We start from the raw sequence: 14147 nt of genomic DNA, 5'->3' as shown, positions 1-14147 counted from the left end.
GGAGATACCCTATGACCGAGCAAGTCCTCCCCAAGGCCAAGAAATCCGTTGCGCTGTCCGGCGTGCCGGCCGGCAATACCGCGCTGTGCACGGTCGGCCGCAGCGGCAACGACCTGCACTACCGCGGCTACGACATCCATGACCTGGCGGCCAAGGGCAGTTTCGAGGAAGTGGCCTACCTGCTGGTGCACGGCGTGCTGCCGAGCTGGACGGAGCTGCAGAACTACAAGGCCAAGCTCAAGCGCCTGCGCGGCCTGCCGGCGCCGGTCAAGTGCGCGCTGGAGCTGTTGCCGGCCGCGACCCACCCGATGGACGTGCTGCGCACGGGCTGCTCGGTGCTGGGCACGGTGCTGCCGGAGAAGGAGGACCACAACGTCACCGGCGCGCGCGACATCGCCGACCGCCTGATGGCGAGCTTCGGCTCGATGCTGCTGTACTGGTACCACTTCAGCCACAACGGCAAGCGGGTCGAGACGGAGACCGATGACGAGTCGATCGCCGCGCACTTCCTGCACGTGCTGCATGGCAAGGCGCCGAGCGAACTGCATGCGCAGGCGCTGGACAAGTCGCTGGTGCTCTACGCGGAGCACGAGTTCAACGCCTCGACGTTCACCGCCCGCGTGATCGCCGGCACCGGTTCGGACATGTATTCGGCCCTCACCGGCGCGATCGGCGCGCTGCGCGGTCCCAAGCACGGCGGCGCCAACGAGGTGGCGATGGAGATCATCGCGCGCTACCGCAACGCCGACGAGGCGGAAGCGGACATCCGCGCGCGCGTGGAAAGGAAGGAAATCATCATCGGTTTCGGCCATCCGGTGTACACGGTGTCCGACCCGCGCAACGAGATCATCAAGGAAATCTCGCGCAAGCTCTGCACCGATGGCGGCAATCCGACCCTGTTCGAGGTCTCCGAGCGCATCGAGAAACTGATGGGAGACCTCAAGAAGATGTTCCCCAACCTCGACTGGTACTCGGCCAGCGCCTACCACATGATGGGCGTGCCGACCGCCATGTTCACGCCGCTGTTCGTCATCGCGCGCACCTCCGGCTGGAGCGCGCACGTGATCGAGCAGCGCCAGGACGGCAAGATCATCCGTCCGAGCGCGAACTACACCGGTCCGGAAGACCAGACCTACGTGCCGATCGAGAAGCGCTGAGCGCCCGACTGGAAGTCCCTCCCCGTCGGGAGGGACTTCGGCGGAAAGGGCTCGCGCTGCGCGCATCCCTTGCATGCGCCCCTGGTGGGCGATGCTCCGAAGGCATGGCCCCAAAGGGGACTCCCGCACAAGCATGCGATGGTCATGGATCGGCGCTGTCCACGGCCTGTCCACGGGGACGCTGGCTACCATGGCCCGCCATTCCGAGAGAGCCTCCGCATGCGACATCCCGCCAAGCGTCCGTCGTGGTCCCCGCTTCTTGTCCTGGTCCCGCTCGCATTGGGGAGCACCGCCGCGATGGCACAGGATTCCTCCCCCGTCCTGGACCGCGCCAGCGTGCGGCTGGGTGGCTACTACGCCGGCGTGGACACGGACGTCAGGATCGCCGACCCGAGCGACACGCTCAGCGGCACCATCAACCTCGAGGACGACCTTGGCTTCGACAAGAACAAGGCCGTGCCGCGCGTGCGCGCCGACTTCCTGTTCGGCGAACACCAGGGCCTGGCGCTCGACTACTACAACATCGACCGCTCCAGCCACCAGGTGCTCGCGCGCGACATCACCTATGACGGCGTGAACTACAGCGCCAACGCGGACGTCCGCGCCAAGCTCGATTTCAACTTCGGCAGCGTCGCCTGGCGCTGGTGGTTCGGACAGGGCAACGACGCCTATGGCGTCGGCCTGGGCGCGGGCTGGTATCGGGTGAAGACCGCGCTGGCGGGCGATGGCGCCTACGATCTGGGGCAGGGAGGCGAGCAGGTGGTATCGGTCGCCACCACCAGCAACGACAGCGCCTGGGCACCGATGCTGCAGCTGGGTTGGCGCCACATGTTCAACGACCAGTGGCGCATGTACCTGGACGCGTCGGGCGTGCGCAAGAACGGCGGCCGCATCAGCGGGCATATCTACAACGCCGCGCTCGGCGTGGAATGGTTGCCGTGGCGGAACCTGGGCTTCGGTGTCGAATACGGCTACAGCCAGATCAAGCTGCACTGGAACCGCAGTGCCTACGACGCGGACCTGGACATGACCCTTAGCGGACCGTCGGCGTTCGCGAAGCTGCGCTGGTAACGGAAGGACCGCAACCGCTCCGGTTGCGGTCCCTCGCATTCACCCCAGCCGGGCCCTGCGACGCTGGGCCAGCCAGCCGCCGCCGCACACCAGCGTGATCAGCAGGATGTCCAGCGCGTAGCCTTGCCAGGGATGCGCATCGAACCAGCCGCGCAGCAGATGGTCATGGGCGATCATGCGGCCGGCGGTCCAGGCGATCGCGCCTGCGCCCAGGTAGACGATGAAAGGAAAGCGCTCGATGAGTTTCAGGATCAGCGTCGAACCCCACACCACCAGCGGCACGCTGATCAGCAGGCCAAGCACGACCAGTCCCAGATGGCCTTTCGACGCGCCGGCGATCGCCAGCACGTTATCCAGGCCCATCAACGCATCGGCCACCACGATCGTGCGCAGCGCGGCCCAGAAGCTGTCCGCCGCACTGACTTCGTGTCCGCTTTCCGCCTCGGGCTTGATCAGCTTCCAGGCGATCGGCAACAGCAGCACGCCGCCGGCCAGCATCAGGCCGGGCAACTTGAGCAGGTAGACGACGACAGCGGTCAACGCCACGCGTACGGCCACCGCGCCGAAGGTGCCCCAGAACACCGCTTTCCTCTGCAGCGCCTTGGGCAGGTTGCGCGCGGCCAGCGCGATCACGATCGCGTTGTCGCCGGCGAGCACGAGGTCGAGCAGGATGATGGCCAGGAGGCCGGAGACGAAATCGGTACCGCTGATGTCCATGCAAAGCTCCCGCGCGTGACTCATGGCGATGACGGCGGACACGCGCACAGGCCCGTCGCCACCGCAAAAGTCTCGTTCGCGAAAGACCTCGCCGGGGTGACCGGGACGCGAAGGCGTCCGTGATGACGATCACCGCACGGCACCGCGTGGAAAACCGCGGTGCCGGAACTACTCCCCTTTGGGTGTGCCGCGATTGTCGAGGTGGCGCCGGCGACGGTCAAGCTCGGCATTGCCCTGCAGGCGGGCACCTGTGCGCGACCGCCATATCCAGCAGCCGCGCATGCCGGGAATGGAGCAACCATGCGGTCGGCCGGATACAATGGCCGTTTTTCATCCCGCGAGAAGCCCTCCATGAGCGCCCACGACATCCGTTCCGCCGTTCGCCCCGATCCCGACCAGCCGATGGTCGACATCGCCAACTACGTGGCCGACTACCGGATCGAGTCGAAGGAAGCCTACGACACCGCCCGCTACATGCTGCTCGATTCGCTGGGCACCGCGATGCTGGCGATGAAGTTCCCCGAGTGCGTCAAGCACCTCGGGCCGCTGGTGCCGGGCGCCAACCTGCCGGGCGGCACGCGCGTGCCGGGCACCAGCCATGAGCTCGATCCGGCGCAGGGCGCCTTCGCCATCGGCACCCAGATCCGCTGGCTCGACTTCAACGACACCTGGCTGGCGGCCGAATGGGGCCATCCGTCGGACAACCTGGGCGCGATCCTGTCGGTGGCCGATTATCTCAGCCGCAAGGCCGAGCGCGAGGGCGGCCAGCCCTTCACCGTGCGCGACGTCCTCGGCTACGCCATCAAGGCACACGAGATCCAGGGCTGCTACGCGCTCAAGAACAGCTTCAACCGCGTCGGCCAAGACCACGTGATCCTGGTGCGCCTGGCCTCCACCGCGGTCTCCACCGCAATGCTCGGCGGCTCCAAGGAGCAGATCACCACCGCCGTGTCGCACAGCTGGATCGACAACGGCGCGCTGCGCACCTATCGCCACGCCCCCAACACCGGGCCGCGCAAGAGCTGGGCCGCGGGCGACGCCTGCCGCCGCGCCGTGACCCACGCGATCAACGCGGTCTACCGCGGTGTAGTCGGTTACCCGTCGGCGCTCAGCGCCAAGACCTGGGGCTATTACGACGTGGCCTTCAAGGGCAACGCATTCGAGTTCGAGCGTCCCTTCGGCAGCTACGTGATGGAAAACGTGCTGTTCAAGATCAGCTTCCCGGCCGAATTCCACGCGCAGACCGCGGTGGAATGCGCCATGCAGCTGCACGCGCAGGTGGCCGGCAAGCTCGACCAGATCGAAAAGATCGTGCTTGAGACGCAGGAAGCGGGCGTGCGCATCATCGACAAGACCGGTCCGCTGGCCAATTACGCCGACCGCGACCACTGCATCCAGTACATGGTGGCGGTGCCGCTGATTTTCGGCCGCCTGACCGCCGAGGACTACAACGACGACGTCGCCGCCGACCCGCGCATCGACGCGCTGCGCGACAAGATGGAAGTGCGCGAGAACCCGCAGTTCACCAAGGATTATTTCGATCCGGACAAGCGCTACATCGGCAACTCGGTGCAGGTGTTCTTCAAGGACGGCACGTCCACCGAGAAAGTCTCCATCGACTATCCGATCGGTCACCGCAAGCGTCGCGCCGAGGGCATCCCGGTGTTGCTGAAGAAGTTCGAGGCGGCCCTGCGCGGCCACCTGCCGGCGCACCGTGTGAAGGCCATCCTGGACGCTGCCGCCGATCCGAAGGTGCTGGACGCCATGCCGATCCAGCGTTTCCTTGGGCTTTTCACGCTTTAACTACAATTAGCCGCGCCAATGGCATTGGGGCGGCAATGAAAACAGGCTAACGCCTGGAATGCCTTCCACGAAAAACCCGGTCCAAGCGGCCGGGTTTTCTCGTATTCACGCCATTTCGACGCCATTCGGGCGGCAATGGGCGTGGGGCTTTGCTGAACAAGGCCTCACCGGGGGACCTGCGCCGTTGTGAGAACGGCTTAACGGTTTTGCTACACTCGTGCCGCTTGCCCGTAGGGACTAAAAGCGAGGGGGCGGCTCAAGCTTCCGGAAGTCAAAGTGAGTTTGACGCGCGGTCCGTATGAGGTGAAACGGCTGCGAACACCAATAATTGAAGGAGACACCTGATGAAACGTAAGGGCTTGTATTTCCTTATTGCCTTGGCCCTGGGCGGCGTAGGTGCCGTTCACGCGCAGGACAATACCGCTGACGCCGCCGCCGATACCGCCCCGATGACCACCACGGGCGATTATGACGGCCGTTGGTATATCGCCCCGACCATTGGCGGCTACTACAACGATACCGATCGCAACACCAACAGCCGCCAGTTCTACTACGGGCTCGGTATCGGCCGTTTCATCGCTCCGAACGCTTCGATCGACCTGTTCATCGACCGCACGCAGCGTGACCGCGATGCCGCCGTGGGCGGTGGCAACTGGTCCAACAACAACTTCGGCGTCACTGCGCGTTTCTACGGTGGCGACTGGAATGCCTGGCGTCCGTATGTTCTCGCCGGCGTGATGGGCAGCTACCACCAGAACGCGATCGACGATGGCTGGTCGCCTGCCGCCCAGCTGGGCGTGGGCGTGTCCAAGACTGTCTCCGACAGCTCGGACATCCGCATCGAGACCGGTTACCGCTACGACTGGGACGACAAGAGCCAGCCGACGGAAGACGGTTACGGCGACTGGTTCCTGGGCTTCAGCATCGTGTCGCGCTTCGGCGAGCCGGCTGCCGCTCCGGAACAGGCTGCCCCGCCGCCGCCCCCGCCGGCCAATGACTGCTCCACCCAGGACAGCGACAACGACGGCGTGAACGACTGCGAAGACAAGTGCCCGGCCACCGCCGCCGGCACGATCGTCGGTCCGGACGGTTGCCCGCAGAAGGTCGTGATCGACCTGCGCGGCGTCAACTTCAAGTTCGACCGTCCGTCGAAGGGCGAAACGGACATCAGCAAGGCGCTCGCCGAGCCGACCTCCGACTCGCTGGCCATCCTCGACCAGGCCGTCGATACCCTGCAGCGCTACCCGCAGGTGCACGTGACTGTCGCCGGCTACACCGACTCGGTCGGTACCGACGCCTACAACCAGTCGCTGTCGGAGCGTCGCGCGAAGATCGTGTACGACTACCTGACCTCGCACGGCATCGATGCCAGCCGCCTGGAAGGCCCGATCGGCCACGGCGAAGCCGACCCGATCGATTCGAACGACACCAACGATGGCCGCGCGCGCAACCGCCGCACGGAGCTGCAGGTCCAGCAGTAAGCGGAACTGCCATGCAACAGGAAAAGCCCGGCGCAAGCCGGGCTTTTTTTTGGTTCTTACCGGATAAGGGAGCGTAGTCATCTCCACGCATCCGTGCGTCGCGACCTCTCTCTGCGGGAGCGCACCAGGGCGCGACCGCCAAGCCACATGCAACCCATGGTCGCGCCCAAAGGCGCTCCGAGGATGAGTGCATAGGCCCCGGGTGGTGGCGGCCCGCACTGCGACTTCAGCCGGAAGGTTTGCCGCGGTCCGCCTTGCGGACGCGTCAGTCGCGCCGGCTGAAACGGTAATGGCCGACCAGCCATTCGTTGCCGTTGTCGTAACCGAACAGTTCCGCGCAGGCCATCCAGAACATGCGCCAGCGCTGGTGCCACAACGCGGCGGCGGACTTGCCGTAGGCATCGGCCAGCACACGCAGCACCTGCCTGCGGTTGGCATCCTGGCGTTCCAGCCAGGCGTTGGCGGTGCGCTGGTAGTGGGTGCCGGGAAGACGCCATTGATCCTCGATGACGAGGTGCTGCTGGAAATGCAGGAAGGTATCGGCCGCCGGCATGAGCCCGCCGGTAAAGAAGTGTCGCCCCATCCAGTTGTCGCCACCGGCCGTTTCGAACGGATACATCAGTTCGCGATGGCAGAAGATGTGCACGAACAGCTTGCCATCCGGCCGCAGCCATTGCGCGATCTGCTCGAACAGCCGCTGGTAGTTGCGCACGTGCTCGAACATCTCCACGGACACGACGCGGTCGAACGTCGCCCCTTGCAGCGCGAGGCGGTTGACGTCGCAGGTGATCACCGTGACATTGGCCAGTCCCCGCTCACGACAGCGCGCCTCGATGTGCTCGCGCTGCAGGCGCGAGTTGGAGACGGCGGTGATGCGCGCGCCAGGATAGCGTTCGGCCATCCACAAGGTCAGCGAGCCCCAGCCGCAGCCCAGCTCCAGGATGTCCTGGCCGTCGGCCAGCTGCGCGCGACGCCCGTAGAGCGCGAGCATCGCTTCCTCGGCCTGGTCCAGGTTCTCGGTGCCGAGCGGGTAATAGCAACTGGAGTATTTCAGCCGCTTGCCCAGGCAGAGCTGGAAGAACGCCGGGGGCAATTCGTAGTGCTGCGCGTTGGCCGCGTCGGTATGCACCGCCAGCGGGCTGTGGCGCAGCTCATCCAGCAGGGCGCGGAAGCGCTCCCAGCTCGCCTCCACGCTGCCCTGGCGCTCGTCGCGCAACCGGTGGGCGCACAGGCGGCGGATGCCCAGCCGCAGCAGGGCGTCGGGAACCAGCCCGCGCTCGGCGAGCTGGATCAGGCCGCGCTCCGGGACGGCGGCGATGGGCGCGTCGAGCACGAGACTATCGGTCATGGCGGGGATCCTTGGGGAACCAGGGGAAGAACGGACTGGTGCGGCGCTGGTAGTCGCGGTAGTCCTCGCCGCGGCTGCGCAGAGCCTGTGCTTCGGTGAACGGGATGCCGGTGACCCAGTACAGCGACACCAGCATCAGCACCGGACCCAGCAGCGCCAGCCACCAGAGCATCGAGCCGACCGCGAGCAACAGGTAGGCGAACCACTGCAGCCACTCGAAGAAATAGTTGGGATGGCGCGAATAGCGCCACAGGCCCCCCCGGCAGGTAAGGCCGTGGTGGGCAGGATCGGCGCGGAAGCGAGCCAATTGGCGATCGGCGAGGCTTTCGCCGCCGATGGCGAGGAGCCATACGGCGGTGCCCACGCTGTCCCAGCCCGACCAGGGCGCGCGATTGGCGGCCGCCGCCAGCAATGGCAATGAGAACAGCACAACCAGCCAGGCCTGCGCCTGGAAGAACAGGAAGAACTTCACCTGGTTGTCGTGCCAGTGTCTGCGCAGATGGCGATAGCGGCCGTCCTCCGCTTCACCAAGGATGCGCAGGCCAAGGTGCCATCCCAGCCGGGCGGCCCACAGACTGCCGAGTAGCGCCATGGCGACACGGCGGTCGGGCAGTCCCTCGCCCGACGCGGCGTAATAGAGCGCGCTGCCGCCCAGACCCGCCGTCCAGATCGCATCGACGACACCCGCGTTGCGCGTTCGCCGCTGCACCATCCAGCCCAGCGTCATCGCGAGGGCGCTTGCCGCCCAGACCCAGACGGGCTGATGCCAGAGTTCAGACGTGGACATGCCTTGCCGTCCGCGAGCGTGTTTGGTGTTCGATGGTCATGGCCAGGCGCAGCAGCAAGGGAAGTACGAAGGCCCAGCCCAGGGCAAGCGCTCCTATCGCGACCACGACGCCTTGCGGAAATCCGACCGCCTGCCAGCTGCGGGCTGCTGCAACGTAGGCCAGTGGCGCTCCTGCGGCGCCGAACGCCATCGCCAGTAGCCAGCGTCCCTGCAGGAATCGCAGGCTGTGCCGCAGCGTCAGGGCGAACGCGGCCCACAGGGTGATGATCCACGCCGGGGCGGCGTGCCCCGACGGGAAGGGCGAGGCATACTCAATCGTCCCGGTGGCCGCATAGAGCGAATCGAGCACCGTCCCGCAGCCCGCGGCGGCAAGCAGCAGCCAGGCGTCCAGCCGCCCGTCGCGACGGCGCAGATGGATCGACGCGAACGGCAGGAGCGCCAGCGGACCAAGCCAGGCCCGTTCGTGCGAGGCGCCCCAGACGGTGGCCAGCCAGACAAGTTGGTAACCGACGATGTTGAACCAGACGTTCATCGCAGGCCCAGGTCCGGCAGGTAGGACTCGCGCCGGCAACCTGGCCGGGTCAGCAGCATCTGTACATCGCCGATCGAACGCTCGCGAAAACCGCCTTCGCAATAGGCCAGGTAGAACTCCCACATGCGGATGAAGCGCGCGTCGTAGCCGGCCGCCAGCACGTCGGCGCGGCGGGCCATGAAGCGTTCGCGCCACGCCTTCAGGGTGAGGGCGTAGCTCGGGCCGATGTCCTCCAGGTGGAACAGGCGCAAGTCGCTCGAGCGGCGCGCAGCCTCCAGCATCGCGCTCACCGCCGGAATGAAGCTCCCCGGGAAGATGTAGCGCTTGATGTAATCGACCGACTTCAGCGCCTGCGCGTAGCGGTGGTCCTCGACGGTGATCGCCTGGATCAGCGCCAGGCCGTCGTGTTCCAGCAGGCGCGTGATGGCGGCGAAGTACGCTGGCATGTACGCCGCGCCGATCGCCTCGATCATCTCGATCGAGACGAGCTTGTCGTACTTGCCCGAGAGATCGCGGTAATCCTGGAGCAGCACGGTGACGCGATCGTCGAGCCCGGCGTCCCGCACGCGCTGGCGTGCCAGGTCGTACTGTTCCTGCGAGATGGTCGTGGTGGTGACGCGGCAGCCGTGATGCGTGGCTGCATGCACCGCAAAGCCGCCCCACCCGGTGCCGATCTCCAGCACGTGATCATCGGGGCCAAGCGCGAGCTTCTGGCAGATGCGCTCGAGCTTGCGGCGCGAGGCCGATTCGAGCGATTCGTCCGGCCGGGCGAAGATCGCCGAGGAGTACATCAGGTCCTCGGAGAGGAACAGGCCGAACAGCCGGTTGCCCAGGTCGTAATGCGCGGCGATGTTGCGCCGGCTGCCGTTTTTCGTGTTCCGGTTGAGCGCGTGCCACGCCTTCAGCGCCAACCCGCCAAGCCGCGCCAGTCCGCTCTCCATGCCATCGAGCAGGTCGCGGTTGCGCACCATGATGCGGACCAGCGCCACCGGATCGTCGCAGCGCCACAGGCCCTCGATATAGGCCTCGCCCGCGCCGACGCTGCCGTTGGCGGCGACCAGGCGGTAGAAACGCGGATCGTCGACCTGCAGTTGCACGCGCAGCAGGGATTCGCCTTCGGCCGGCTGGCCCAGCTCGACGCGGCCGAGTGCATCGGTCAGCACGAGCCGGCAGCCGCGCAATTGCACCATCTGCGCGAGCAGGCGGGAGCGCAAGGCGCGGTCGAGTGCGCCGTAAGTCGCGGTCGGCATCCGCTCCGCTTCCGTTGCCTCGGTCGGCAGGTCGGCATAGTGGAGCGCCTGGTCGAGGGTGCCGGCGACGGCGCGCTCGTCGGAGGGGCTCAGTTCCAGATCCATGTCAGGTCCCGTGGTGGCGTGGATGGTCGTAAACAGGATTGCGCTTGAGCCAGAGCCTGAGCGCCTCCCAGTGGATGGCGGCGACGACCTTCAGGGTCATCAGCGGGAAGCGCCACAGCGCGCGGGCCAACTGCGTGCCGTCGAAGGGGCGGCGCTGGAGGACGAGCGTGGCGTCGAAGTCGCGGGCGCCGCTGCGCAGCACGTTCATGTGCACGCGCAGCGCTTGCGCCGGCTCGGAGAAACGCCAGTCGTAGGCGCGCTCCATCGGCATGAACGGGGACACGTGGAAGGTCTTGTCGAAGCGCCAGGCGTGCACGCTGCCGTGTCGCTCGCCCTCGCCCAGCGGCAGCACGTAGGCGTGGCGCTCCTTCCAGGGCGTGTTGGTGATCTCGGCGAGGATCGCTTCGAGCGTGCGGCCATCGGCGCCGTAGCAGTAGTAGAAGCTGACCGGGTTGAAGCAGTGCCCGGCGTAGCGCAGGTGGGTGAGCAGACGGATCGGTCCCTCGGGACGGCGTCCGGTGTGCTCTGCCACGCGGCGGCGAACCGCCTCGTCCAGCGGGAGATCGGTCGGTCCGAGGTAATCGCCGCGGCGGAACTGGGCCACGTTGGCGCGACCGTACGACCACAGCCAACGACCTTCGAACAACCGGGGCAATTCGGCCAGGTCCAGGTAAAGCATGGCAATGCGGTAACGGAACGCATGCGGCCGCGGCGCGAAGCGGCGGTGGCGCACCCACCCTTCGTAGACCGCGCTGGCGAGCGGTGCATCCATCACCAGCGCACTCCAAGCGCTTCGGCCACGGCGACCGCGCTGCGCATGCCGTCTTCGTGGAAGCCCCAGCCCCAGTAGGCGCCTGCGTACCAGAGCCGGTCGATACCCTGGATGTCGGCCTTGCGCCGCTGGGCGGCGACCGCGGCGTGGGTGTATTCCGGGTGTGCATACGTGAGCCGGCGCAGGATCTTCGCCGGGTCGATCCGGTCAGTGCAGTTGAGCGACACGCAGAAGGTTTCCGGTGCCTGGATCGACTGCAGGAGGTTCATGCAGTAGGTGACCGTGCAGGCATCGTCCCTGTCGCCTGGCACCAGTGCATTCCAGGCCGACCACGCGCTGCGCCGGCGCGGCAGCAGGCGCGTGTCGGTGTGCAATACCGTGTCATTGGACTGGTAGGTGATTGCACCGAGCACCTCGCGTTCGGCCGCGCTCGGCTGGGCCAGCAAAGCCAGGGCCTGGTCGCTGTGGCAGGCCAGCACGGCTTGGTCGAAGCGTTCCGATCCGGCCAGGCTCTGCACCTCCACGCCGCCGACCGCCGGCCGGTGCACGGCCAGCACCGGGCAGGCGATCCGCTCGCGCACCCGCCAGCGCATGCGCAGCGCGTCGACGTAGCGGCGGGAGCCGCCACTGACCACCCGCCATTGCGGCCGGCCTTCCACCTGCAGCATGTGATGGTTGGCCATGAAGGCGACCAGGTATTTGGCAGGGAAGGCGAGGATCTGCCGGGAGGGCGACGACCACAGCGCCGAGGCCATCGGCACCAGGTGATCGTCGCGGAACGCCGCGCCATAGCCTTGCCCGGCGAGGTAGTCGCCGAGCGTCGGGCCTTCGCCTGCCTGATCGAGCAAGGCCGGTGCCTCGCGGTAAAAGCGGTAGATGTCGCGCACCATGGCGAGGAAGCGGGGCGAGACCAGGTTGCGACGTTGACAGAACAGGCTACGCAGCGAGGCGGCGCCGTATTCAAGTCCGCTGCGCTCGTTGCGCACGGCGAAGCTCATCGTGGTCGGCTGCGACAGCACGTCCAGCTCCTCGAGCAGCCGGCCGAGCAGCGGGTAGTGCTGCCGGTTGAAGACGATGAAACCGGTATCCACCGCGTAGCGGCGTCCGCCGAGCGCCACGTCATGGGTGTGCGTATGGCCGCCGATATAGGCATTGGCCTCGTAAAGGGTGACCTCGTGCTGGCGCGAGAGCAGCCATGCACTGGCCATTCCGGCGATGCCTGACCCGATGACCGCGATACGCATGAATCAGTCTCCGCGGCGCTTGAGGCCGGCCGGGACCGCCTTCAGTTGGCTCACCACGCCGAGGAGGGCGAGCAACCGCAGCAGGTAGAAGGTCAGGTCCACCTCCCACCAGCGGAAGCCCTGCCGCGCGGAGCCGGGGAAGAAATGATGGTTGTTGTGCCAACCTTCGCCAAAGGTGAGCAATGCCAGCAGCCAGTTGTTGCGGCTGTTGTCGCGCGTGACGAAACGCCGGCTGCCGAAGCGGTGCGCCAGGGAGTTGATCGTCACGGTGACGTGGAAAAGCACGATGGTCGATACGAAGAAGCCCCACACCAGCAATTGCGGGCCGTCCGTGCCGAGCTCAGGTTGCGTCGTGCGCAGCCGGTCCCCGAGCATGAACAGCCACACGGCCAGCGCTACCGGTACCAGCAGGTCGAAGCGGTCGAGCAGGCGCAGTTCGGGGAAGCGCGCTAGGTCCGGGATCGCTTTCCAGTCGGTGCGGAAGCCGCTGCGGCTCAGGAACCAGCCGACGTGGCTGCGGAAGAACCCGTGTTGCACCGGGGAATGCACGTCCGCCGGGGTATCGGCGTGGCGATGGTGGTTGCGGTGGTGCGCGGCCCACCACAGCGGCCCGCGCTGGACGGCACTGGCGCCGATCACCGCGAAAGCGAACTGCACCGGGCGCGAGGTTCGGAAGGCATGGTGCGAGAAATAGCGGTGGTAGAAGGCGGTGACCGCGAACATCCTGAGCGCGTAGAGCCCCACCGCCACCCAGAATGCGAACCACGAGAATCCCACCCAGAGCACGCCGACGCAGGCCACGTGCATGCCGATGAACGGCAATACGCGCGCCCAGTCGATGCGATCGTCGTCGGACGCCTCGACGGCACGGGTGTCGAACCAGCGGAGCACGCCGGTCGCCAGGCGTCGGGCGAATCCGGGTACGGCAGCTTGAGCGGTTTCGTTCATGGGTGGCCCTGTCGATGCGTCTTGCCCATGTGAATACGGACGAGCCGCACAGGCGGATGCACCGTCAGGCTTGCCGCGGTTCCAGCGCGGTCGATACGCTTCGCCGATGCCCCCGCCGCGCCGCCCTTCGACTGCCTCCGTCTCCACCGGTCCCCGCTACGGATTGGCGCGGGTCCTGTCCAAGCGTGGCGTGTGTTCGCGCAGCCAAGCCGAGCAGTGGGTGCGCGCGGGCAGGGTGGCGATTGGTGGCCGCGTGGTGCGCGATCCGGAATGTCCGACCGCGCCGGAGCAGGGCGGCATCACCGTCGATGGCCAGCCGATCGGCGAGACGACGCCGGTCTACGTGATGTTCAACAAGCCGCGCGGGTTGGTCGTCAGTGCGGCGGACGAGCGTGGACGCGCCACTGTCTACGACGCGCTGGCTGCGGCGGGATTGCCCTGGCTCGGGCCGGTCGGGCGGCTGGACAAGGCCAGCGAGGGCTTGCTGTTGCTGAGCAACGACACGGTGTGGGCGGCCGGCATCACCGATCCGGCCACGCACCGCGAGAAGACCTATCACGTGCAGGTCGACTGCGTCCCCGACGCGACGTTGCTGGCTCGCTTGGGCGAGGGCGTGATCGACCAGGGCGAGCGGCTTGTCGCTCGACGGGTCGACCTGCTGCGCACCGGGGAGAAGAACGCATGGCTGGAGGTCGTGCTGGACGAGGGGCGCAACCGGCACATCCGGCGCCTGCTGGCGGCGCACGGCATCGGCGTGCTGCGGTTGGTGCGCGTGGCGATCGGCAACCTAGCCCTGGGCGAGCTGCCCAAGGGCCAGTGGCGCCACCTTTCAGCCGAGGAAGTCCGGGCGCTGCGGCTCGCTTGAGCCCTCTAGCCCTCCCAAGGGGAGGGCTTGCTGCGGGGCCGGGCTCGCGGGGTAGCCCGATCTGAAG

Annotated in this window: 13 protein-coding genes; 5 read left to right on the top strand and 8 right to left on the bottom strand. The window is 67.0% G+C overall.

The window, feature by feature from the left end; translation table 11 throughout:
- Positions 1-11 precede the first annotated feature (11 nt).
- Entirely contained in the window at positions 12-1157 is a 1146-nt protein-coding gene (prpC, locus tag LQ772_RS10730) for a bifunctional 2-methylcitrate synthase/citrate synthase (RefSeq protein WP_231320752.1), read from the top strand.
- 297 nt (positions 1158-1454) lie between these two features.
- Positions 1455-2228 (top strand): porin family protein, encoded by a 774-nt coding sequence (locus LQ772_RS10725; RefSeq protein ID WP_231320751.1) that lies wholly within the window; start codon positions 1455-1457, stop codon positions 2226-2228.
- A gap of 39 nt (positions 2229-2267) precedes the next feature.
- Here the strand turns inward: LQ772_RS10725 and LQ772_RS10720 are convergent, their stop codons facing one another.
- Entirely contained in the window at positions 2268-2945 is a 678-nt protein-coding gene (locus tag LQ772_RS10720) for a TerC family protein (RefSeq protein ID WP_231320750.1), read from the bottom strand.
- A 351-nt stretch (positions 2946-3296) separates the two neighbouring features.
- On the opposite strand from LQ772_RS10720, the gene LQ772_RS10715 reads away from it, so the two are divergent.
- On the top strand, positions 3297-4748 hold the full coding sequence (locus LQ772_RS10715) for a bifunctional 2-methylcitrate dehydratase/aconitate hydratase (protein WP_231320749.1): 1452 nt from the start codon (positions 3297-3299) through the stop codon (positions 4746-4748).
- A gap of 344 nt (positions 4749-5092) precedes the next feature.
- Positions 5093-6229: an OmpA family protein gene (locus LQ772_RS10710; RefSeq protein ID WP_231320748.1), complete on the top strand. Its 1137-nt coding sequence runs from the start codon at positions 5093-5095 to the stop codon at positions 6227-6229.
- Positions 6230-6494: 265 nt separating this feature from the next.
- Here LQ772_RS10710 and LQ772_RS10705 read toward each other — a convergent pair whose 3' ends face one another.
- The 7 genes from LQ772_RS10705 to LQ772_RS10675 form a co-directional block, all read right to left on the bottom strand.
- Positions 6495-7577 (bottom strand): SAM-dependent methyltransferase, encoded by a 1083-nt coding sequence (locus tag LQ772_RS10705; RefSeq protein WP_231320747.1) that lies wholly within the window; start codon positions 7575-7577, stop codon positions 6495-6497.
- The gene (locus tag LQ772_RS10700) at positions 7567-8364 is read right to left on the bottom strand and encodes a DUF1295 domain-containing protein (protein WP_231320746.1); all 798 of its coding nucleotides are present in this window, start codon (positions 8362-8364) and stop codon (positions 7567-7569) included. The genes LQ772_RS10705 and LQ772_RS10700 overlap by 11 nt, the downstream gene beginning before the upstream one ends.
- On the bottom strand, positions 8351-8896 hold the full coding sequence (locus LQ772_RS10695) for a DUF2878 domain-containing protein (protein WP_231320745.1): 546 nt from the start codon (positions 8894-8896) through the stop codon (positions 8351-8353). The genes LQ772_RS10700 and LQ772_RS10695 overlap by 14 nt, the downstream gene beginning before the upstream one ends.
- Positions 8893-10146 (bottom strand): SAM-dependent methyltransferase, encoded by a 1254-nt coding sequence (locus tag LQ772_RS10690; RefSeq protein WP_231326023.1) that lies wholly within the window; start codon positions 10144-10146, stop codon positions 8893-8895. The genes LQ772_RS10695 and LQ772_RS10690 overlap by 4 nt, the downstream gene beginning before the upstream one ends.
- A gap of 106 nt (positions 10147-10252) precedes the next feature.
- The gene (locus LQ772_RS10685; RefSeq protein ID WP_231320743.1) at positions 10253-11023 is read right to left on the bottom strand and encodes a DUF1365 domain-containing protein; all 771 of its coding nucleotides are present in this window, start codon (positions 11021-11023) and stop codon (positions 10253-10255) included.
- Positions 11023-12267 (bottom strand): NAD(P)/FAD-dependent oxidoreductase, encoded by a 1245-nt coding sequence (locus LQ772_RS10680; protein WP_231320742.1) that lies wholly within the window; start codon positions 12265-12267, stop codon positions 11023-11025. Before LQ772_RS10680 ends, LQ772_RS10685 begins: the two co-directional genes overlap by 1 nt.
- A 3-nt stretch (positions 12268-12270) precedes the next feature.
- The gene (locus tag LQ772_RS10675) at positions 12271-13215 is read right to left on the bottom strand and encodes an acyl-CoA desaturase (protein WP_231320741.1); all 945 of its coding nucleotides are present in this window, start codon (positions 13213-13215) and stop codon (positions 12271-12273) included.
- Between the two features lie 106 nt (positions 13216-13321).
- On the opposite strand from LQ772_RS10675, the gene LQ772_RS10670 reads away from it, so the two are divergent.
- Positions 13322-14080 carry a pseudouridine synthase gene (locus LQ772_RS10670; RefSeq protein WP_231320740.1) on the top strand — a complete coding sequence of 253 codons (759 nt, stop codon included), beginning with the start codon at positions 13322-13324 and terminating at the stop codon, positions 14078-14080.
- Positions 14081-14147 lie beyond the last annotated feature (67 nt).

Source organism: Frateuria edaphi (genome assembly GCF_021117405.1).
GTDB lineage: Bacteria > Pseudomonadota > Gammaproteobacteria > Xanthomonadales > Rhodanobacteraceae > Frateuria_A > Frateuria_A edaphi.
The sequence above is the reverse complement of the archived record's forward strand: the minus strand, read 5'-3'. Positions and strand labels throughout refer to the sequence as shown.